Here is a 22,165-nt window from a genome sequence, read left to right on the forward strand (position 1 = left end):
TACTCTCCGGTCTTTAGGGTGCGTTGAAAGAACTAAAAAAAGCGTGATAGAGAGCTACAGAAAAGTAGATAAAATACGTTGAATAACAAAAAGCCTTGGGAATTGGAAATCCAAGGCTTTGTTTTGTTATTGAATAATGTGTATGAGGTTTATTGTGTAACTGTTGCCAGATTAGTTTGTGTTGGTTCGGTTGCTGGAGCATGAAGGTAACTTGTAATGAGAGCAACGGTGAACCACCACAGCGTACTCACCTCAGGTCGATACCAAACAGTATCTACTGTACCGTGGGCTAACATGCCAACTACGATCGCGATCGCAGCTATTAACCAAAATCCTTCTCGATTGTTTTGCTGACGCAATCGGTGCAACTGCGTCAATCCTTGGCTGAAGAGGACGATAACTAACCAGAGAAAACAAAATAAACCAATGAAGCCCGTTTCCACAGCAATTTCCAAAGGTACTGAGTAAGCACTTAAAGCTGTATATCGCGGTTGCTGGTAAAGTGGGTAAATTCTGTTAAAAGCCGTGTTTCCTGGACCAATTCCTAAAATTGGGCGATCGCGAATCATTTCAATGACAGCAAGCCAAACATTGATACGAAAGTTGTTGCTGCTGTCGCCGCGTCCTGCAAAAATACTCAACACGCGATCGCGCACAGGTTCGACAAATAACATCGCCAAAATTAAAACACCCAACATCCCTGCTAATAAAATTGGCAATGACCACTTGCGCCAAAATGGTGGTAGTTGAATACTCAGCCAATACACCAGCAATACCAACAAAGTAACAACTAATGCAAGTAAACCAATCCAGCCGCCGCGACTAAACGTTAAGACTAAACAAATAGTATTGACTAAAAACATCGTAAGTGCTAAGGCTTTAGGAATCCAGCCGCGCCAAGCAAAAATTGCCATTGCACTCAAGGCGATCGCGGGTAATAAATATCCTGCCAGTAAGTTTGGATTGCCTAAATAGCTGTAAACGCGAGTTGTTTTTGATAAAGGCGACTCAGGATCTACCCAAGTGGCGAGTGCCGTTGCCCCAAAAAACCATTGTCGCAGCCCATAGACGCTGACGATGAGTGCTATATGTAAATAGATGGCAATCATCCAACTACGAATTCGCGGCGATCGCAGAACTCGCGCGGTTAGGGCAAACAATAGTAAGTACAGCGTTAGCTTTGTCCAGCCTACAAAAGCTGCGGTTTTGACAGGTGATAGCGCTGTTGCGACAGTTGCAATTCCCCAGTAGAGCAAAACAAGTAAGTGAACTGGCGTTAGTTTCGGCTGATCGCGGAGATCGGTAAGAGTAATCAATAACCAAAAACCACCACAAGCAGCTAAAAGCAAGCCAATAAGCGTACTCGACACAAAAGGTGCTAAAACAAACACTAAGCTCAAAAGTACGGCAGCAATTTCATCCGCCCATTGCATCAGCAGGCTACTTTGTCGCCAAGAACGCAATATCCCAACTACTGATCGGTGCAAGTAACTTCCACTGCGCCAATTTTGCAGCGGTATATGAGTTAACGTGAATTGTTGCCAAAATGCATTCATGATGATCGAATCGTTTGGGGTGTTAAGGTTCTGATATGCTTATATGCTTAAGTCCAACAAGCTTTGCAGAATGTTGCCTGCTAAGAATTTTTGAGGCAGCAACCGCCTAGTAACGATATATTCGTTAAAAACTTGCCTAAAAATATAAGCTTGCAATTATAGCGATTTAATTCTTTATACACAACACCCCCCAACTGAATGCTAAATAGTTTCTTCTGTTGTGGGAGCTGTAAGCTCAGGTAGCACAACGACATAACGATATCCTGATTCTGGCGATCCTTGAAGATTTATTGTTCCTCCATGTAATTTTGCCAGATCGCAACTTAGGAGCAAGCGCAGACTGTTACTAGAGTGATAGAGTCCTTCTAGTGGATTGTGCTTTTGTGCGACTTCTGCATCAGCTGAATTCATGGCATGTGCAGCATTTAACACTTGAGTGGCGAGAACAGGCAGGCGATCGCCATCTGCTGACTGTGCCTGAATGCTATCAGCTGTGGTAACGCGATCTGCAAAAGAAGGTAAAATCTGACGAAGTGCAGGTTCGGCTTGAGTTAAACCTTGTTCTAGCCAAGGATGAGACGCCCAAATGGCAAAATGCAATCCATTACTTTTATGTGAAACATGAATATGAATTATGCTGCCAGTAGCGGCAATTTGAGTGATATAAAATATGAGCTGATATAGCAATTGCTTGATTTTGTCTTTGTCTAAAATCCAGGTGCGACTGCGTCCTGGTTCTAAGGATAAATCAATTTGTTGTTCGCGCCGTCTCGCTGTCTCCGACAAAGCACTGATAACTTGCTGACATAACATTTCGATCTCTACAGAAGTGAGATTCAGTGCAGCAAAGTTACTGTCTAATGTTCCTAGCTCGGAAATTTCGTTCACTAGACTTAACAAGTGGCGTCCGCTATTCTCAATAATCTCTAAATACTCCTTTTGCTTCCTTGTTAAAGGACCATAAATTTCGCGACTGACAACGCTTGCCATTCCTAATACTGAGGTCAGGGGTGTTCGTAATTCTTGTGTTAGCTGTGATAGTAGTTCAAGTTTGACTTGATTAGTAGAAAGATATTCGCTGTTTTCTTGTTCAGTAGATACGGCGTGCGTTATGCGTTCGTCATTGTGAGTTGATGTAGCAACAGGCGAAGAATTGGCTTGGGTGTTCGTAGGAACCATGCCAGCAGTGTTTGTCGATTCTAAAGGTGCTGCAAGACAAGGATTATCCGGCGGGTGAATGCCCTTAAGCAATTGGTAACGCTCAAGTTCACTCATACTCCAGCATGCCATAAGTTCTAGAAACTTCATGTCTCGCAGCGTAAAATTACGGGGTTTGAGATCCATGATGGCGATCGCACCCAAACACTGTCCTGATAAATTCACCAAGGGTGCACCTATATAAGCACGGATACCATATTGTTGTACTAAGACGCTATTAGCAAAAACTGGATTGAAGTTGAGTGTGTCATCAATGGCCAAAATTTTTTGGTTTTCTACTACGTGCGCCACAAAAGCCTCTTGCCGTGAGAGTTGACGCTCTTGAGCAATTTTACTTCGCAATCCTAGGCGCGACAGACCGACTGCTGATTTGAACCAAAAAGTATTCTGATTTAAAAATCCGAGAATGCAAATCGGCACTTCTAAAAAATCAGCAGCTGTTTGAGTAGCTGCATCAAAGATAGGAATTGTTTGAGTTTCTAAGCTACCTAAATCTGAGAATATTTTTAAATGCTGTTCTAGTTCCTGTGTTATTTTTCTCTCAGGCTCCACTGTGACCACCCCTAGCTCAATATTTGAACGTAAATGTGTTTGATCTAACCCTGGTATTCGGGATTCTACTTTCTCTAAGATTCCCAATCCGCAATAGAGATGAACAATCTTAGAAAGAACGCTTGCGCCGAGGTGAGAAGCCTGAAAGAAGCTCCAAAAAACAAATTCTATCTTTTCAATGCGCTCAACGCTCCCAAGCCGGATGTGCTAGCAATGATGCCATAACGCGCACGCCGCGTAGTTGATTAGATAAAGGTAGGTGACCTCTAGGAGCACTGAGATTCCAAGTAAACTCGTTAGGATAGCGAGTCCAGTTATTGCCTGATTTCCAACCGATTTTAGGCCAAAGCTTTTCCCAGTTTTTGCCGACACCAAGCCAAATTTCGCGTTGGACTGAAAAACCAAATTTACCCTCAGAGTGAATTAACCACAACTTATTGATGGTTTGGAGGTCAGTATTGGTAAAATTTTCTACTTCGGTAAAATATAACCATTTTCTTTGAATTGCAGCAGGTCCTGCTAATTCGCAAAGCTTTTGTAAGGTGAGACGATCGGCAGCTTGAAAATCTTGGTCTGCTAAGAGTTTTTGTAATGGCGTGTAGTCAATACCTTGCTCGGAGTTGAGTTGTACAATACCCGTCGGGAAATTTGTTTGGAGAAACTCTTTTGCAGCTGGCGATTCAGCGTTGTAAAGCACCTGATAAGCTTTACCATCAATCCAGGTGGGTGGGTGAGATTGGCGTTGCAGTAAAAATTTCATTAGCAGTTCTTCACCCGCAGTGCCAAGTATCGCTAGTTTCTCAATGGTTTGCGCTTGTACTTTTTCCGACCCTGTAGTTAACTGCAAAGCTAAAGCAGAAACGTCGAAATTTGTGTCGAAAGCGGTAGTTGGATCAGTCATGCCCTTATAAGGATCGCGGTTACGGCTCGATCATTAATGTAACCTGACAGTGCATGTCTACGTAACATAGCAGAGGTCAGGTTTTTTTAGACTAGATGAGAAATACTACATTACTTCCAGCCTTGAACTATTAGCTGTAGGCGATCGCCACAAGTTTACAAAATTGGTGATTGAACTCATTTCTTACCTGACACGCGCTAAAGTTTTTCATTCTCCAAGTCAAAATTGCTCAAGCTTGTCAGAACTTGGTGAAAAATGCTGTTACATCAAACGTGAAATCTGGTAGCCTTCCAAAGAAGGATTTTTTGTAGCGGTGTTCATCACCTAGCATCTATAACAGCAGCCACCCTCTAGGAGTTTGAGATCATGTATGAGAAGATTACGCCACCTGATACAGGTTCGCGCATTACGTTTGAGAATGGCGAACCGATAGTGCCCGATAATCCCATTATTCCCTTTATTCGCGGTGATGGTACAGGTGTTGATATTTGGCCCGCGAGTCAAAAGGTTATAGATGCGGCTGTGCAAACTGCCTATCAAGGAAAGCGACAAATTAGCTGGTTTAAAGTCTATGCCGGAGATGAAGCGTGTGACGTATATGGAACGTATCAGTATCTTCCGGAAGACACGTTACGAGCAATCAAAGAATACGGCGTCGCAATTAAAGGACCCTTAACAACCCCTGTAGGCGGCGGAATTCGTTCGCTCAATGTCGCCCTACGACAAATTAACGATTTATATGCATGCGTACGTCCTTGTCGCTATTACGAAGGCACACCTTCACCGCACAAATATCCAGAAAAGCTTGATGTCATCATCTATCGCGAAAATACTGAGGATATTTATCTCGGAATCGAGTGGCGTCAGGGTACAGAAATGGCCGAACGGATTATTAATTTACTCAATAATGAGTTGATTCCTGCTAGTCCTGAACATGGTAAAAAACAAATTCGTCTCGATTCAGGAATTGGAATTAAACCAATTAGTAAAACAGGCTCTCAGCGCTTGATTCGTCGGGCAATTCGACACGCCTTACGCTTGCCAAAATATAAGCAAACGGTAACTTTGGTGCATAAGGGCAATATTATGAAATACACCGAAGGTGCCTTCCGCGATTGGGGTTACGAATTAGCAACAACCGAGTTTCGTAATGAATGCGTTACCGAACGCGAATCTTGGATTTTGAGTAATAAAGAAGCCAACCCTGATATTTCAATTGAAGAAAATGCTCAACTCATTGAACCAGGATATAATGCGCTAACGGCAGAAAAGCAAGCCGTAATTTGTCAAGAAATTGAAAAAGTTCTTAATGCAATTTGGTCGACGCACGGTAACGGGCAATGGAAAGATAAGGTAATGGTAAACGATCGCATTGCCGATAGCGTTTTCCAACAACTCCAGACACGCCCTGATGAATACTCGGTATTAGCAACGATGAACCTCAACGGTGACTACGTTTCGGATGCTGCAGCAGCCGTCGTTGGTGGGCTCGGTATGGCACCAGGAGCTAATATTGGCGATGAATGCGCAATTTTTGAAGCTACGCACGGTACAGCGCCAAAACACGCCGGATTAGACCGAATTAATCCTGGTTCGGTTATTCTGTCGGGGGTGATGATGTTGGAGTATATGGGTTGGCAAGAAGCCGCAGATTTAATCAAACAGGGAATTAGCGATGCGATCGCCAACCGTCAAGTCACTTACGATTTAGCGCGATTGATGGACCCACCCGTCGAACCACTCAAGTGTTCCGAGTTTGCGGAAGCGATTATTAAACATTTTCAGTAACGTCTTGACTCATAGCATCTCTCAGGGTGAATTAAACCAGGATTCATCTTGATTTTATGCGCTTATGTCACGCTGAAATAAGAAGAACGCTATCGGAGGTTGAATATGACAACTGCACAGTCTCAACTTGACACTTGTATTCAGGCGTGCTTGGATTGTCTGCGCGATTGTGAATACTGCGCTGACGCTTGCTTGAGTGAAGACATGGTGCAGATGATGGCTGAATGTATTAAGCGGTGTCGTGATTGTGCTGATACTTGCGCCCTCTGCGCCCGATTGATGTCGCGTCGTTCGGAACTTCACAAGCAAATGTGTGGTGTTTGCGCGCAAGCGTGCGATCGCTGTGCTAGCGAATGCGGTAAACACGATGACGAACACTGTCAGCGTTGTGCTGAATCTTGTCGTCGCTGCGCTCAACTTTGTCACGAAATGGCAGCATGATGCGAACATAAAAGGTGTAAGTTTTAATAGCTTACACTTTTTTGTGAAAAAATGAATGATTATAGTAGTTGGCAAGATTGGTTAACTGTATTATTTTATATAGGTTTTACAGTTTTTGTTATGTGGCGAGTATTTGCCACACCGAAGAAGTAGAAATTTGTACTACCAATGTTTACTTTACTAATAATTTTTGAAAAAACTACATATTAAATAACCAGGGTCATTGCTACTAAATTGTACGAATTTTTTATCTTGTAATTTGAGGCGATCGCGGCAATTATATATTGCTATTGGTTGCTTCACACCATCCACACTAATCGCCGCTTTATATTCCCAATAATTCTTTGCACTGCGCTCTATACTAACAATACAAATTTGATGACCGCCGTAACTACGACAAATAGATGCCCAGGATGCAGGCATAAACAATAAAGTAAATAGTAATAGCAGTATAAAAAATAGGCTATCTCGGATTAGTAAAAATACTTTTTGCATTAATTCCTACGCCAGAAATCTACTTTTAAACCATCGCGAGGATGCGGCGTAGGTAGCATAACCATATTAAGATTTTGTCCTGGAACGAGTTCCCAATTGTAATCGCGAATTAACAATACTGCAAATAGCTTCATTTCTAGCTTAACGAACTCCTTACTAATACATTCTCGTACTCGACACCAAAAGAAATATAACTAATTGGTTTTTGCTTATGTCAATGCTGTATAAAATTTGGATCGCGCAAAAAACTGAGAGTTTCACCAATGAAAGGTAAACCAAAACTTCCAGGAGGTAAAGGAAGCGATCGCATATCTGTTGTCATATTCTCTCAAAGCCTTGTAGCAAACAGTTTACTCTAATCAATTCGCTAAAATACATCTATTTAAAAGCCACAGCGATATGGTCACACTGCAACTCAAGCAAATTCGCGTTTTGCCAGGCGAACGCTTAATATTAGAGGACATTAGTTGGCAAGCGTTTGAAACAATTCTTATTGAGCTAGGAGAACATCGCGGTAGTCGAGTTGCATACATTCAAGGTTTGTTAGAAATAATGGTTCCCCTTCCAGAACATGAAAAGGCTAAAGTCATCATTGGGGACTTAGTAAAAATTTTACTGGATGAACTAAATTTAAACTGGGAACCTCTTGGTTCAACCACCTTCAAGAGTGAAGATAGGACAGCGGGGGTAGAACCAGACGATTGTTTTTATATTCAGAACTATAAATTAATGATAGGAAAAGAGCGAATAGATTTAAGCGTCGATCCTCCTCCTCCTGATTTAGCAATTGAAATCGATGTTACTTCAAAAACTAAACTGAATGCCTATCGAGCGTTGCAAGTACCAGAAATTTGGCGTTACGAAAATAATTTACTAGAAATAAATTTACTCGAAGGTAATGAATATATTAAGTCTGAAGCCAGTTTAATTTTTCCAAATTTTCCAATTAAAGATGAAATTCCTCGATTTGTACAAATGGCAATGACAAAAGGAACAACTCTTGCACTTAAAGCCTTTCGTAAAAGGGTGCAAGAATATCTTAGTCAATAAGCTTGTTTTAGAATAACTGTTAAGCACAAGATTGGTAGCTAACTATGTCACAATCAATAGCGACAGATTTCTTTTCCCCAGAAGAACAAGCTGAGTGGGTAGAAGAACCTGATATTAGCCATTTGGTGACAGAAGACGATACACTTATCAACCTGCTTGCAGAAAAACAGCAACGACTTTTGACGAGTTGTTTATACAGTTCGTGGAAACCAGGTATTCCGTTTTTAGTTACCGCTAATGTTGGCTTGTTTTATGCAATCAACAAACCAGCCATAGTACCCGATATCTTACTCAGCTTAGATGTAGAGGTTCCTCAAGATTGGCAACAAAAGAAGAACCGTTCTTATTTTACCCGGATTATTGGTAAGCCACCGGAAGTTGTCATTGAAATAGTCTCTAACACAGTGGGTAACGAACTGGGCAGTAAAATGAAGGACTATGCCCGTATTAGTGTTGCTTACTACGTTGTTTACGATCCTTTGCAGCAGTTAGGCGATCGCCTCCTACGAGTTCATGAGTTGAGGGCTACAAGTTACACCGAGTTAGAAACAACTTGGATGGAACCAGTGGGTTTAGGATTGACTTTGTGGGATGGAGTGTTTGAAGGAAAACAAGATACTTGGTTGCGGTGGTGCGATCGCGATGGTAATTTAATCGCAACAGGCGATGAGCGTGCAGAAACTGAACGTCAACGCGCGGAACGCTTAGCAGAAATATTGCGTTCTCAGGGTATCGATCCTGACGAGTTATTGAGTTAAAATTTTTACTCAACAATTACATCGCTTCAAAGCTGGTAACTGGTAATTGGAAAAAATATTTATCAATAATTATTTGTTATCTGTTACTCACTACCCAAAATAAAAACTTGAGTAGCAAACTGTATAAAATTATCCAAATAAATCATGGCTTTTGATGTAGAGTCAAACCTTGGATGTCAAAAACAACATTGATAGACATCGGGGTTATTGTGGATGAATTTGCTATCTGAGTTAAATCAGATGAATCAAGATGACTTTGTAGCAGCGTTAGGGTGGATATTTGAGGATTCACCTTGGGTTGCAGCGAAAGCTTGGGCTAAAAAACCATTTACTGATGTAGAGAAACTACATCAAAGTATGGTAGATGTGGTTCGCGAGGCGAGTGATGCAGAAAAACTTGCGCTCATTTGCGCGCACCCTGATTTAGGTGCTAAAGCGAAGATGGCTGAAGCCTCTGTAAAAGAGCAAGCTGGAGTTGGTTTAGATCGATTGTCTCCACAAGAGTACGATAAATTTAATTCGCTCAATCAAGCATATAAAGAAAAATTTAACTTTCCTTTTATCGTTGCTGTCAAGAATCATACAAAAGAAAGTATTTTAGCAAGCTTTTCTCAAAGGTTAGAAAACACAAAAGAGACAGAATTGCAAACAGTTTTAGCAGAAATAGAAAAAATAGCTTTGTTTCGTCTTCAGGAAGTTATTGACGATCGATAATACGTAGTAATTAAATGGATTTACATAATATTCAAACTTACCTACGTCCTCAAAGTTTAGATAAAGTCGAAAATTGGTCGCAAGGCTGGTCTTGGCTAGCTGGAGGAACGTGGATTTTTACACAAGCACAACCTGATTTAAAAGTATTAGTCGATTTAGAAAAGTTAAATTGGTCAGAAATTGAAGTCACTTCAGAAGGATTAAGTATTGGTGCAACTTGTACGATGGCAAAGTTGCGTCAGTGGAATTTTCCAGAAAATTGGACAGGTGTCAAAGCTTTGTTTCGCGCGGTTGACGAACTTGCTTCTTTTAAAGTGACCAACATGGCAACAGTCGGCGGAAATATCTGTTTAGCGATACCAGCAAGTACGTTTGCTCCAGTCATGGTAGCACTAAATGCAAACTACGAAATTTGGCATCCGCAAGCTGCACCGCGTTTTGTTGCGGCTAAAGATTTTCAAACTGGAATTCAGCAGACAGTATTACACCCAGGCGAAGTTTTGCGTAAAATCTGGATTCCGCAAGCAAGTTTAGAATGGCAAATTAGTTATCAACGAGTTTGTGTCGCAACGGCGGGAATCGCCATATCGCTTGTTGTTGCAGCTTATAATCCGCAAACATCACAACTTCGATTTGGTTTAGGTGCTTGCGTACCAACACCACAAATTGTTGAATTTTCCTATATTCCTACCGCAGATGAAATTGGGGAAGTTCTTGACGCACAGTTACCGCTGGATTGTTTTATCGAAGACTATGCCGCAAGTGCGACTTATCGGCAACACCTGACTAAAGTTTTGATGCAGCGATCGCTTTTGGAATTTTAGATATGCAAGAACCAGTAACTTTTCAAGTTAATGGCAAAACCTACACCGAACACTGTCCCCCAGGAACAAGCTTATTAACTTTACTGCGCGATCTTGGCTGGGTAGGCGTACACCGCGTTTGTGAATCGGGTGATTGCGGAAGTTGTACAGTCTGGGTTGACGATCGACCTGTCCATAGTTGTATTTATCCTGTAATGAAGCTAGAAGGACACGACGTAACAACTATTGAAGGACTTGCAACAGATGAATTAGCACCAATTCAACAAGCTTTTCTCGAAAAACAAGGTTTTCAGTGTGGTTTCTGCACTCCAGGAATGATTATGAGTGCAGCAAAGTTGCAATATACTTCACTAGCCGAATTACGTAAAGCTTTAGATGGTAACTTGTGTCGCTGTACCGGATACGAAGCAATTGTTGAAAGTATTCTCGCAGCTAAAGAACAACGATCGCAACCTTGTTTAGGTCAAAATCCTGTCGGAAAAAGTGTTCCCAAACAAGATGGACCAGCGATTGTTAAAGGTGCAGCAGACTATACGGCAGATTGGTCGCCACCAGGATTGTTACATATTAAAGCGCTGCGATCGCCTTATCCCCACGCGCGTATTCGTACAATTGACACCGAAAAAGCAAAAGCCCTTCCAGGCGTTCACGCAGTTTTTACCTATGAAGACGTTCCGCGTAAACCTTATACAACAGCAGGACACGCCGATCCAGTACCCGATCCACTCGATCATTATTTGTTAGATAATAAAGTTCGGTTTGTGGGCGATCGCGTTGCAGCGGTTGTTGCAGAATCAGTGGCGATCGCAATTCAAGCGTGTCAACTTATCGAAGTCGATTACGAAGTTCTGCCTCATGTTATCGATCCTGTCAAAGCAATGAATGGCGGGATTGTGATTCACGATGAACCCGAATCATCACAAATTTACGATCCTCAACGCAATATTGCAGCTAAAGTTACGCTGGGAACGCACGATCTTGAACAAGGATTCACCGAAGCAGATTTAATCGTTGAAAATACATATTACTTACCAGCCGTACAACACGTTCATTTAGAACCGCATATCAGTACAAGTTGGTTAGAAGAAGATGGAACTTTGGTAGTGCGATCGAGTACGCAAGTTCCATTTCATACGCAAAGAGTGCTATCACAGCTATTTGATTTACCAAAAGACAAAGTTCGCGTTTTCAAAACTCAAATCGGCGGAGGATTTGGCAACAAACAAGAAATTCTCACTGAAGATTTATGCGTTTTAGCAACGTTGCGTACTGGAAAGCCTGTGCAATGGGAATTTACCCGCGAAGAGGAATTTACAGCCACCAATAGCCGTCATGCAATGCAGATTCGAGTTAAAACTGGAGTCAAAGCGGATGGTACGCTAGTCGCCCAAGAAATGGAAGCGATCGCTAATACAGGGGCGTATGGCAATCACGCGCCTACAGTTGTCTTCCTGACAGGTTGCTATCCCCTCGGTTTATATCGATGTCCGCATCAGCGATTTATTGGGTTATCAGTTTACACGAATACAATGCCTGCTGGGGCGTTTCGCGGCTACGGCGCAACGCAAGGAACCTTTGCAGTTGAGTCGCAAATGGACGAAATCGCCGAGAAACTGGGAATTGATCCAATAGAACTGCGGCAAAAAAATATTATTCAACCTCAAGATATCATTCGCCTCGGACGCGAAGAAGCGCACGACCATTTTCACTTGATTGGTAGCTATGGCGTACCTGAATGTTTTGCTAAAGTGACGCAAGCCTTCAACTATGTTCCTGGAATGAAACCTACTGTTGATGGTCATCTGCGGCGCGGTGTGGGATTTGCCGTTTCAATGCAAGGAAGTGGTTTGGCAAAAATTCATAGCGCAGGCGTGAAGCTATCCTTAAAAAACAATGGGAAATACGAATTAAGAACTGGGGCGATTGATGTTGGTACGGGCGCTGATACCTCATTACGACAAATTGCGGCACAGGTTTTGGGTGTTACAGTTGCAGATATAGAACTGATTGCAGGTGATACGCACCATACACCTTTTGATGCAGGTTCGTATGCGTCAGCAACGACTTATATATCGGGTAAAGCTGTGAATAAAGCTGCTATTGCCATGCGATCGCAAATTTTACAGTTTGCAGCTAAAGTTCTTGACACTCAACCAGAAAATATCACACTCACCGCAGATAAAGTACTTGCCCCACAACAAGAAATAACACTACAAGAACTTGTCGCTCATAATCAACAACCTTTTGTTGTCGAAGTCGAACACGCTGCTAATGAATCATCTTTGACGTTTGCAGTGCAAGGTGCAGAAGTCGAAGTTGATATCGAAACAGGTAGAATCACTGTTCTGCGTTGCGTACAAGCCATTGATGTTGGTACAGCAATTAACCCAAGAATCTGTCGCGGACAAGCAACAGGTGGAATTGTCATGGGCTTAGGCTATGCATTATCTGAGGAATTACTCATCAATGATGCAGGGCGAATTTTAAATCCTGCACTGCGAACATATCGCTTACCTACTGCTAAAGATACACCGCAAATGGAAATCTTTTTAGTCGAACAGCCCGATCCTTATGGTCCATTTGGTGCAAAGGGTATCGGAGAAATTGGCACTAATTGTACCGCAGCTGCGATCGCTAATGCTGTCGCCCATGCAACAGGTGTGCGGCTAACGCAAATTCCGATGACACCCGAACGAGTGTGGAAAGCCTTGAATGCTTGAATTTTACCAACAAATGGCGCAAGCCTTACAACAAAGTTCAGCGGTTCTTGCCACGGTGGTAAGTGTTACAGGTTCAGTTCCGCGTGAAGTTGGAGCAAAAATGCTTGTGTGTCGCGATCGCACAATTGGCACAATTGGTGGTGGCGCTGGGGAAGCTAAAGTCATTCGCCAAGCTTTAGAAGTTTTGGCGACGGGTGAAAAGCAATTTGTGGAAATCGATCTATCTGGGGCGTCGCAGCGCGAAACTCAGGGTGTTTGTGGTGGCGCAATGCAAGTTTGGCTAGAACGTTGGAGTGGAGGTGAGGCAGTCGAGTTAGTAATGCAAATTATTGAGATTTTGTCAAGTGGTGGATGTGGAACTTTGGTGACGCCGTTTTCAGAAGATTCGCAGCCTTATTTGGAGATAGAGGATAACGAACCACAAAGACACAAAGAGAATGAAGCTTTTAGAGAGGTTTTGATGCCGTTACCAACGCTGTTGATTGTGGGGGCGGGTCATGTTGCCGTTCCTTTGGCAGCGATCGCAGCGATGATAGGGTTTCGGGTCACCGTAGTTGACGATCGCGCTGAATTTGCTACACGCGATCGGTTTCCACAAGCAGCTGAGGTGATTGCCCAACCCTTGACATTTGCGCTAAAGTATGTCTCAAATTCGCAGTATGTTGCGCTAGTAACCCGAGGAATCCAACATGATTTAGAAGCTTTGCGGCTTTTGTTACAGAAACCACCACAATATATAGGCACGATCGGTTCGCGCAAGCGCGTGCGGATGATACGTCAGCAGTTGCAACAAGAAGGATATCCCTCAGAGGTATTAGCATCACTCTACGCGCCCATTGGGTTAGATATCGGTGCTTTGACACCCGAAGAAATCGCAGTCAGTATTTGTGCTGAATTAATTAAAGTGCGGCGTGGTGGTACAGGTAAATCTTTGTCAGATCTAGTAACTACAACCGTTCTCACTTAAATAAACAACACATTTTTGTGTTCTTTGTGGTTTACTCCTCAAAAAGCCGGAAGTGACATTGCTACATTAAACTCACCAATGCCTCAATCAGAGTTTGATTTTGTTCATCCGTTCCAACAGTAACTCGCAACTTATCTTCTAATCCAACTTGCTGAAAATACCTGACTAAAATTCCCCGTGCTTTCAGTGCTAAATATAACTGTTCAGCGTTTCCCTGCGGTGGAGTTGCCAAAACAAAATTTGCTTGCGAATCAAGAACTTGGAAGCCTAAATTCTTAAGTTCTACTGTGAGTTTAGCGCGTGACTTTTTCACTTTTTCAGCACAAGCATTTTTATAAGCTTGATCGCGCATAGCAGCAGTACCAATAGCAGTTGCGATCGCATCAATGTTGTAGCTGTCTTTAATTTTGAATAATCCTGCAAGTAACTGCGGATTTGCAATGCCAAACCCCATACGCAATCCCGCTAGCGAATATCCCTTCGATAGTGTTCGCAGAATAATTACATTTTCAAATTCTTGCACAAGGGGTAAAGCCGAGTACTCGGCAAAGTCGGTATACGCTTCGTCAATCACTAATATTCCTGAAAGTTGTTCTGCTAATATGCGCAAATCTGCCAATGGAACCAAATGACCCGAAGGACTATTTGGTGACGCTATAAATGTCACTGCACCCTTAGCCTGCACAAGTTCATCAATCGGTAACTGAAAATCTGCGGGATAGTTAATTTCCACAACCTCTGCAGGTTGCATCGCGGCTAATGTGCGATACAAAACATACGTAGGTATCGGATAAACAACTTTGCGATCGCTTCCCTCAGCACTCGCCCGTACAATGACATTGAGCAACTCATCGCTACCATTGCCCACAATTACCCACTCCGCAGGTACACCCAAAGCCTCACTGACAGCACAACAGAAATCTTTCGCAAATGGGTCGGGGTAGCGGCGCAACCACTCACTATCTAGATTGCGTAGTACTTCGATTGCTTGCGGCGAAGGTGGATAAGGATTTTCATTAGTGTTAAGCTTGACGATCGACGTTCCTGGTTTAGGCTGTTCCCCAGGAATGTAACCTGTCATTGCATCAACAGCAGCACGAAAGAAACTCATAGATGATATCAACTTTGATTGAATAGCCAGACCGCGAGTAATAGGTAATTGGTAATTGGAAGAAAGAAGACTATTACCTATTACCTATTACCTCATTCTGCGTTCCTACTTCTGCAATAGTATTTTCTGCACGACTGAAGAATCTGAAATACATTGACGTGCAAAATTCTTTAATTGGAAATAGTAAATAAGTCAACGGATTAACTGTAACGATAATGTTACGGACATCGCGCTTTACTAAAGAAATAATTTGTCGCGCGACGCGATCGCCTGACATGATTCCAATCGGATTTAAATTACTCTTAAATGGTCCTAAAATCAGTTTTCTGACTACACACGGTGCATCTAAGCGGCGTAAGGTCACTAAATCGCCCAGAGCACGTTTAGAAAGTTCATACAAAGGGCTAAACGCTGGGCTAACTTCGGCTTCAGACGTATTCACCCACACTTCTTTCAATGCAATGTCTTCATTGGTGCGGATAGTCGTAAAAAACAATTCCATCAGCCGCCAACTCGAAAAAGTATTCACTTCATAAGATTTAGAAATGGCTTCAGGAGTTCTTTCGCCGCGAACGTTAATACCGTGATTTAGAACAAGAATATCGATTTTCTTTAAGAAGTCTGCAAGTTCCGCTTCTTGTCCTGTTTTCCAGGTAATGGTTTCTATAGCGAAAGGTTCATCGTTAATTGTCAAAGTAATCGGTTCAGATTGCGAACTCAGGGCAAATACCTTCGCGCCTGCTTGATGCAAATGAAGTAACAAAGCTTTCCCTAAAGTTCCCGAGGCGCCGGTGACTGCAATTTTCTTGCCTTTGAGCGCGAGTGCTGTACCCATTAACTTATCCACCAAAGTGAAAGTACCACAATAATAAGCTTGGTCATCATCAAAGTGATGTCGCCAGTGATAAGGACGATTCACGAACCAAGTTGCAGGAGGCGATAAAAAACGTCCAGGTTTATGCGTGACGTCGGTGACTTCTCGCGCCCATTCACTACCACTACCACGCGCTATACAGCTAACTAGAAATCCTAATGTATAAATCGCTCCTGCCAAAGCTGCCCATTGATACGCAGGCATCCATACGAAGCATACCCACCACAATGCTAGAGTGAGTGTTAACATCACAAGGCATTCAGGAAAATCATTGCGCCACTGTGCCTGACGATAAACCATCGCATTCGCAAACGTCAAATCCCGCCGAAAAACACGATGATGCCATACGTGCTGTCGGTACAATGCTGGCACGCGGTGCGATAGTACGTGATACAGATCTCGTACGATTTCTGCCCAGAGAATCGAACCTACTCCCCAACCAATCGCTGTTACCCAATACACCATAAATTTATTGCGCTAACACTCAACTAATAATCTTTGCCGCCTTCTTGGGCAAAAGTAGCACTATCATTCATTATCTTAGAGTGCAGCTTACTTTCGCTGTCTAGAATTTACGTGCCAAGTGCGATCGCCTGCTCGACATCAGTTTAACGCGTCTGGATCGACACCTAATTCACGTAATTTAGCTGCCAAAAAGTCAGCACGTTGTCGCTCTTGTTCGGCACGTTGTCGCTCTTGTTCAGCACGCTGTCGCTCTTGTTCAGCACGCTGTCGCTCTTGTTCAGCTTGTTCAGCACTCCACAACAGCAGATTACCTTCTACATCCCACCAGCGGAGCCAATTGGTTGTCTGGCGCAGTCGCTCGCCGTACCAAATTCCTAAAAATAACTCTAATTGCGGAATCCAATAGCGTCCATTAGCATCAGGTCGATGTAAAACGTACTTGTCTTCTTCTAGATATCGTACCTCTAAACTTCGTTCGTACGGGTCATAAGTGACATAAGTAGGTACTTGCAGAACCTGTTCGTAGAAATAAAGCTTGCCATAGGGCGGTGTTGAGCGGATCGATAACTCACCGCCTTCCTCTTGCGAGAGGAACTCCATGACAACAGCTACTGCATCGCCTTCGAGATGGGGCGTATAGCTGTGACGAATGATTTCTGGCGGGACAGGTTGAACGTGAGGCACGTAAAACCAATCAGGCGCTTTAACGACAATTTTTTTATTGACCGTAGCAACTAAGCCAAAATTTGAGCCGATGAGCATATCCGGTTGGATATATCCTGCGGCTCCTAACGCGTCTGTAAGTGCCGCAGCAAGCAATGGTTGTTGAATATTCTCCACAGGATCGTCAGGTAACACAAAGTCATCTGGAAGAGGCTCCCAGGTGATTGTGAGTTCTTTTGTTGGCTTTTGCAGAATCATATGATGACTCTAAAACAACAAACATTTGCGTGTAAATCGTAGCTAAATTTCAGAGTATTGAATGTTGAATCGCAAATACTTTGGGCATTGGATAATTAAAGATGTTCGTCAGCGAGCAATTACCAACCTTCACGCTCATTAACAATGCCGCAGCAAACCTTTAGTTACTTTGCATTAGTTTTGGCAGCAGGTGCATCAAGCCGAATGGGGACTTGTAAAGCTAGCTTACCATGGCGAAATGGTAAAAGTTTGTTGTCGTATCAAGTTGAGCAATTATCTCTTGCCAAAATCGTACCTATTGTTGTATTAGGGTTGCATAATTTCCAACAAACGCAAGTTCCAGAAGGAACTATCGTAGCAATTAATCATTATCCCAGTGCTGGAAAAGTCAGTTCGATTTTGACAGGATTAAAGCACGTACCACAATTTGATTGTTTGTTGATTTCAGCTGTCGATCAACCTAGAAGTAGCTGGATCTATCAACAATTACTGAAAACACACCTGTCTTCTTCTGAAGTCCCTATTACTGCACCCAGCTATCAGGGGAAATTGGGGCATCCACTATTATTTTCGGCGTCAGTGCGATCGCATCTAGAAAATATAAGTGAAGCCAATTTAGGTCTACGTCAAGTCGTCCAAACGTTTTATCCGCAAATTCAGCGCGTCAACTTTGACACTTCAGAAATTTTGCTCGATCTCAACACGCCAGAAGCTTATCAAGCTGCATTACAAATGCAAGCTTAGGCTGCACCTAATTGCAGTGCGTAGAGATTGGCATAAACTCCACCTTGCGCCATTAACTCAGCGTGCGTACCGCCTTCAATTATTTGTCCTTGTTGAATGACTAACACTTGATCCGCTTTGGTAACCGTGCTGAGACGATGAGCAATAACAAAGCTGGTACGTTTTGTCAGCAGACGATCGATTGCCTCTTGAACTAAAGCTTCAGTACGCGTGTCAATGCTGCTTGTCGCTTCATCTAAAATCAAAATACGCGGGTCGACTAAAACAGCACGTGCAATACTTATTAATTGTCGCTGTCCTTTGCTGAGGTTTGCGCCTCTTGCCCCTAACAGCGTTGAGTATCCTTGCGGCAAACTGGTAATAAATTCATGAACGTTAGCAACTTGCGCAGCAGCTTCGATTTCAGCTTGGGTAGCATCAGGACGACCAAAAGCAATATTTTCGGCAACTGTGCCACTAAATAGGATATTGTCTTGCAAAACGAATCCAATTTGTTTCCGTAAGCTTGCCTGCGTTACTTTACGGATATCGATGCCATCAATTTTGACGGCTCCACTCGTCACATCATAGTACCGCAGAATTAAGTTAATAATGGTACTTTTTCCTGCTCCTGTAGGTCCAACTAATGCGATCGTTTGTCCTGGTTTTGCACGCAGATTGACGTCTTTAAGAACAAGCTGATTCGGATTGTAACCAAAGGAAACTCGCTCGAAGGTCACCTCCCCCTGAATTGGTGGCATTGCGATCGCATCGGGGGCGTCCTTGAGTTGAGCTGGTTCGTCGAGCAATAAGAAAATGCGCTCGACTGCGGCTAACGCTGATTGGGCTTGCGTATAAAACTGACTCAAAATTTGAATCGGGCGGAAAAACTGCTGTACGTAAAGCAAAAATGCAGTTACAGTTCCGACTGTCGCTGCTCCTGTCACCGCCAAATAGCCACCATAAGCGAGAACTCCGGCTGTGGCTAGTGTATTCAAAAAGTCAATTGACGGCAAAAAAGCAGCGGTAATTGCCACTGCGTCAACGTTGGCATCGCGGTTTGCCGCATTCAAGGCTTTAAATTCTGTAATATTTAGCTGTACGCGATTAAAGGCTTGGGCTTCGCGCACGCTACTGATATCTTCCTCTATTTTGGTCGAAAGCTCGCCAATTGTCTGTCGCGTCACGCGAAATCGTTTCCTTGCCCAGCGCGAAAATAAGCCGGTAGTAACAAGCATCAGCGGGACAACTAAGTTACTCACTAAACCCAAGCGCAGGTTAATCAGGAACATCGCAATCACAATGCCTGCCAAGCTAAATAAGTTACCTAACATTTGGGCGATCGTTTGTCCAAACGCTTGATTCACAACACTCACGTCGTTGAGCAAGCGGCTCATTAAGTCGCCAGCTTCACTTTGATCGAAGAAACTAATCGGTAAGGTTTGAACTTTTGTAAAAATATCTTGACGCAATCGTGCAAGTAGGCGTTGAACGATCCAGCCCACACGGATAATTTGGGCACGAATTGCCATGATTCCGCCCACGTAGACGCCTACAAGTAGTACAAGCATTAAAAGTAAGCCTTGTAAGTTACCTTGGGCAATCAAATTATCAATTGACCAACCCACTAAAAAAGGACCGATTGATTGCGAAGCTGCGCCAATAGCAACTAAGCTGAGGGCAATAGGAACTTCTTTTCGATAGGGTTGCAGATACCCAAGAAAACGTCGTAGTGTCGGTAACTGTTTACTCGCTTTCTGCTCCGGTGCAACAAGCGAACCAGGGCTTCTCATGCCGATTGTTTATTCTGAGGTTATGCCGTAGCCATAAGGCAACTTTGTGAATCTTAATTCATGCAACTTCAGAAGGGCAACTACTGCAAATAATTACAGTGGGGGTCACGCGTCGAAGTTAAAAATGATGTAATGCTTCTCAGCCTCTTTGATGAATGGCTGAGCCGTCGCGCGCCCAAACAGGTCTTCAGGCGAGCGCTCGCATACGTGTCATCGTGCCGCTTTACCTATTGTGGTAATTGTGTCGGAGTTGAAGTTGGTGTTGGTATTGTGGGTACGACGACAGGCTCAGGATTTAAAATTTTCTCCCAGGCAGTAATTTGCTGTTGCGCAGCACGATAAGCATCGGTTCCAGGAGGAATTCTTCTAGCGATCGCAATTCCACCAGGAATATCATACTGACCCCGACTTAACGCTAGATTAAATAGCTGTTGACTCCATTGCGCGATCGCCGGATTGACCTCCGCACGTAGTGGGCTAGTTCGCGGGACGCGATTTGCCAGTCGGATTGCTTGTGCCAATGCTTCTGGCGTGCCTTGTAGTGCTGTGCGGCGTGCTTCTTGCCAGTTTTGGCGCGCGCGGATTTGTCCTTGCCAATCGTTGATTGCCGCTTGGGCTTCTCCGGAAAGTGCCCTTCCTGGAGCGATTCTTTGCGCTGTTGCGATCGCTGCCGGAAGATTGCCACTACTAGCAAGAAATCTTGCTTCATCAAGAATAGGCTGGTCTTGCGTTCGCTGAATTCGGCTTGTCCAATTGCGAATTCGACTTTGCGCTTCGCGATACAACGCACGTCCGCTACGAATTTGACTTGCCTCGTTAATTGCGGCTTGCAACGAAGCAATGTCGCCTCCGGCAGCTAAGTCTTCGGCACGGTTAAGTAGTGGTCTATCCTCAATCGTCTCGACTTGTCGCCGCCAGCGATTAATCTCGGTACGCGCTTGGGCAGCACGCGGATTTGTATCCGAAATCAATTGTGCTTCGGTGATTGCTGCAGTTAAATCTCCAATAGTACCGCCTTGGGCAAGTTGTCGCGCCCGATCGAGACGCGCTACAGCTTCAATTTCTAGCTGCCACTGCGCGATTAATTCTTGCGCTCTACTATAAAGTGGTCGATCGATAGCAATTTTTTGGGCAGTGGCGATCGCCGTTTCTATATCTGGAATTTCTCCCATCCAAGCACTTTGCTGTGCTGATGCTAACGTAGTAAAGTCTTGGGCTTCTGCACGTAAGCCTGTACTTGCCGGAATGCGATTGGCAATCTCAATTGCTGTATTAGCATCGCGTCTATCCAAGGCTGCTTGCGCGAGAGCCATCATCTGCCGTCCCAAGTCCGGAATCAGCGATCGCGCTTCTTGGTACATATAGCTATTGACGCCGATTGATTCCGCAATTTTAATGGCTTCTACTAAGTTGTCTGCACCGCCTCTTTTTGCCAAACTTTCAGCTTTTGCTAACTTGCTGGCATCTTCGCGGGCAATTTCAATTTTTTGATTGAGTTCTGCGTATTTTGTTGTTGCCCAATATTCGTTACCAACACTTAATAACCGCACCGTTTCCATAAATGCTTGATGCCAATGGCGGGCGCGTAAGTTGTCTTCTACTTCTGCATAAATAGCTTCTGCTTTCGACCAAATCGACCGCCAGTTGGCAATTGTACTTGCTACGTTTTGATACGCAGGTACGTCTCTAGGAATTTGCTGTGCTGTGGCGATCGCTTGTTCTAATCTTCCTGCTTGAAAGTCTTGCTCGGCTAAAGCTAAAATGTCTAGCGACCACTGTTCGAGTAAACGATTGATTTCTGGGCGCAGTGGGTGATCGTCGGGCAAGGCTTCAACAAGCGCGATCGCCTGTAATAAGTCTTTTACTGTTTGCTTATTGGCGGCTACCTGCGCGCAATGCAGACGTACCGAGGCTGAAGCTAAAGGCCAAAAAATGGCAGGACAATTTGGTGCTGCTGGTGACTTTAGTAGCATCGCTAGCGCAATAAGACTCGCTCCACTTGTGATCGAGCCTCCTAATCCTACCCAAAAAACCCAATTTTTCGACCATCCTTGTACTTTTCGCTTCGGCGATAATCTTTTAGGGGCTTTTGGTTGCGGTCCTGGAGTGTTGCCACCTTCATTCAATCTATGCTTTCCTACTCCAGAAGCACCAATTTTCGCAACGGAAGGTAAAGACTGGCTACTATCTTCGCAGCTAGAAGCTTTGCCAACAGACCAATCATCGGGAATACCTTGCTCTCTCATTGCTTATACCCAAATGTCTTTACCTGGCTTTGATTCTGTTTATAACCA

19 protein-coding genes are annotated in these 22,165 nt (G+C 43.7%); 9 read left to right on the forward strand and 10 right to left on the reverse strand.

Features of this window, described 5'->3' with window-relative positions; genetic code table 11:
• Nucleotides 1-149: 149 nt before the first annotated feature.
• The 3 genes from B1A85_RS16985 to B1A85_RS16995 all read right to left on the reverse strand — a co-directional run bounded on the left by B1A85_RS16985 (nucleotide 150) and on the right by B1A85_RS16995 (nucleotide 4,227).
• Nucleotides 150-1,556, reverse strand: a complete 1,407-nt coding sequence (locus B1A85_RS16985; protein ID WP_104547931.1) for an IctB family putative bicarbonate transporter — start codon at nucleotides 1,554-1,556, stop codon at nucleotides 150-152.
• Between the two features lie 201 nt (nucleotides 1,557-1,757).
• Nucleotides 1,758-3,326 carry a GAF domain-containing sensor histidine kinase gene (locus tag B1A85_RS16990; RefSeq protein ID WP_104548068.1) on the reverse strand — a complete coding sequence of 523 codons (1,569 nt, stop codon included), beginning with the start codon at nucleotides 3,324-3,326 and terminating at the stop codon, nucleotides 1,758-1,760.
• Nucleotides 3,327-3,510: 184 nt separating this feature from the next.
• Complete coding sequence (locus B1A85_RS16995) at nucleotides 3,511-4,227, reverse strand: GUN4 domain-containing protein (protein WP_104547932.1); 717 nt, start codon at nucleotides 4,225-4,227, stop codon at nucleotides 3,511-3,513.
• Between the two features lie 366 nt (nucleotides 4,228-4,593).
• Between B1A85_RS16995 and B1A85_RS17000 the strand changes: the two genes are divergently transcribed.
• The gene (locus tag B1A85_RS17000; RefSeq protein WP_104547933.1) at nucleotides 4,594-6,015 is read left to right on the forward strand and encodes an NADP-dependent isocitrate dehydrogenase; all 1,422 of its coding nucleotides are present in this window, start codon (nucleotides 4,594-4,596) and stop codon (nucleotides 6,013-6,015) included.
• Nucleotides 6,016-6,120: 105 nt separating this feature from the next.
• Nucleotides 6,121-6,456: a four-helix bundle copper-binding protein gene (locus B1A85_RS17005; protein ID WP_104547934.1), complete on the forward strand. Its 336-nt coding sequence runs from the start codon at nucleotides 6,121-6,123 to the stop codon at nucleotides 6,454-6,456.
• A gap of 180 nt (nucleotides 6,457-6,636) precedes the next feature.
• On the opposite strand, the gene B1A85_RS17010 is transcribed toward B1A85_RS17005, so the two are convergent.
• A complete protein-coding gene (locus B1A85_RS17010; RefSeq protein WP_210404531.1) occupies nucleotides 6,637-6,879 on the reverse strand; it encodes a hypothetical protein in 243 nt (80 codons plus the stop codon).
• A gap of 71 nt (nucleotides 6,880-6,950) precedes the next feature.
• Entirely contained in the window at nucleotides 6,951-7,085 is a 135-nt protein-coding gene (locus B1A85_RS25680; RefSeq protein WP_256387471.1) for a hypothetical protein, read from the reverse strand.
• A 265-nt stretch (nucleotides 7,086-7,350) separates the two neighbouring features.
• Here B1A85_RS25680 and B1A85_RS17020 point away from each other — a divergent pair, with 265 nt between their 5' ends.
• From B1A85_RS17020 to B1A85_RS17045, 6 genes are all read left to right on the forward strand, one after another.
• Nucleotides 7,351-8,001, forward strand: a complete 651-nt coding sequence (locus B1A85_RS17020) for a Uma2 family endonuclease (RefSeq protein WP_104547936.1) — start codon at nucleotides 7,351-7,353, stop codon at nucleotides 7,999-8,001.
• 44 nt (nucleotides 8,002-8,045) lie between these two features.
• A complete protein-coding gene (locus B1A85_RS17025) occupies nucleotides 8,046-8,759 on the forward strand; it encodes a Uma2 family endonuclease (protein WP_104547937.1) in 714 nt (237 codons plus the stop codon).
• A 213-nt stretch (nucleotides 8,760-8,972) separates the two neighbouring features.
• Nucleotides 8,973-9,473 (forward strand): 2-oxo-4-hydroxy-4-carboxy-5-ureidoimidazoline decarboxylase, encoded by a 501-nt coding sequence (gene uraD / locus B1A85_RS17030; protein WP_104547938.1) that lies wholly within the window; start codon nucleotides 8,973-8,975, stop codon nucleotides 9,471-9,473.
• Between the two features lie 14 nt (nucleotides 9,474-9,487).
• Entirely contained in the window at nucleotides 9,488-10,297 is an 810-nt protein-coding gene (locus tag B1A85_RS17035; protein ID WP_104547939.1) for a xanthine dehydrogenase family protein subunit M, read from the forward strand.
• A gap of 2 nt (nucleotides 10,298-10,299) precedes the next feature.
• On the forward strand, nucleotides 10,300-13,017 hold the full coding sequence (locus B1A85_RS17040) for a molybdopterin-dependent oxidoreductase (RefSeq protein ID WP_104547940.1): 2,718 nt from the start codon (nucleotides 10,300-10,302) through the stop codon (nucleotides 13,015-13,017).
• Nucleotides 13,010-13,984, forward strand: coding sequence for an XdhC family protein (locus B1A85_RS17045; protein ID WP_104547941.1), 975 nt, complete (start codon nucleotides 13,010-13,012; stop codon nucleotides 13,982-13,984). The genes B1A85_RS17040 and B1A85_RS17045 overlap by 8 nt, the downstream gene beginning before the upstream one ends.
• Before the next feature lie 61 nt (nucleotides 13,985-14,045).
• Here the strand turns inward: B1A85_RS17045 and hisC are convergent, their stop codons facing one another.
• The 3 genes from hisC to B1A85_RS17060 all read right to left on the reverse strand — a co-directional run bounded on the left by hisC (nucleotide 14,046) and on the right by B1A85_RS17060 (nucleotide 17,355).
• Nucleotides 14,046-15,095, reverse strand: coding sequence for a histidinol-phosphate transaminase (hisC, locus tag B1A85_RS17050; RefSeq protein WP_104547942.1), 1,050 nt, complete (start codon nucleotides 15,093-15,095; stop codon nucleotides 14,046-14,048).
• Nucleotides 15,096-15,168: 73 nt separating this feature from the next.
• Nucleotides 15,169-16,434 carry a bifunctional sterol desaturase/short chain dehydrogenase gene (locus tag B1A85_RS17055; RefSeq protein WP_104547943.1) on the reverse strand — a complete coding sequence of 422 codons (1,266 nt, stop codon included), beginning with the start codon at nucleotides 16,432-16,434 and terminating at the stop codon, nucleotides 15,169-15,171.
• A 138-nt stretch (nucleotides 16,435-16,572) separates the two neighbouring features.
• Nucleotides 16,573-17,355: a Uma2 family endonuclease gene (locus B1A85_RS17060; RefSeq protein WP_104547944.1), complete on the reverse strand. Its 783-nt coding sequence runs from the start codon at nucleotides 17,353-17,355 to the stop codon at nucleotides 16,573-16,575.
• Between the two features lie 144 nt (nucleotides 17,356-17,499).
• Here B1A85_RS17060 and B1A85_RS17065 point away from each other — a divergent pair, with 144 nt between their 5' ends.
• On the forward strand, nucleotides 17,500-18,099 hold the full coding sequence (locus B1A85_RS17065; RefSeq protein WP_104547945.1) for an NTP transferase domain-containing protein: 600 nt from the start codon (nucleotides 17,500-17,502) through the stop codon (nucleotides 18,097-18,099).
• Here B1A85_RS17065 and B1A85_RS17070 read toward each other — a convergent pair.
• Both B1A85_RS17070 and B1A85_RS17075 read right to left on the reverse strand, forming a co-directional pair.
• Nucleotides 18,096-19,871, reverse strand: coding sequence for an ABC transporter ATP-binding protein (locus tag B1A85_RS17070; protein WP_104547946.1), 1,776 nt, complete (start codon nucleotides 19,869-19,871; stop codon nucleotides 18,096-18,098). The genes B1A85_RS17065 and B1A85_RS17070 overlap by 4 nt on opposite strands.
• A gap of 227 nt (nucleotides 19,872-20,098) precedes the next feature.
• Nucleotides 20,099-22,117: a chromosome segregation ATPase gene (locus B1A85_RS17075; RefSeq protein ID WP_104547947.1), complete on the reverse strand. Its 2,019-nt coding sequence runs from the start codon at nucleotides 22,115-22,117 to the stop codon at nucleotides 20,099-20,101.
• Nucleotides 22,118-22,165 lie beyond the last annotated feature (48 nt).

This window comes from Chroococcidiopsis sp. TS-821, assembly GCF_002939305.1.
Taxonomy (GTDB): domain Bacteria; phylum Cyanobacteriota; class Cyanobacteriia; order Cyanobacteriales; family Chroococcidiopsidaceae; genus Chroogloeocystis.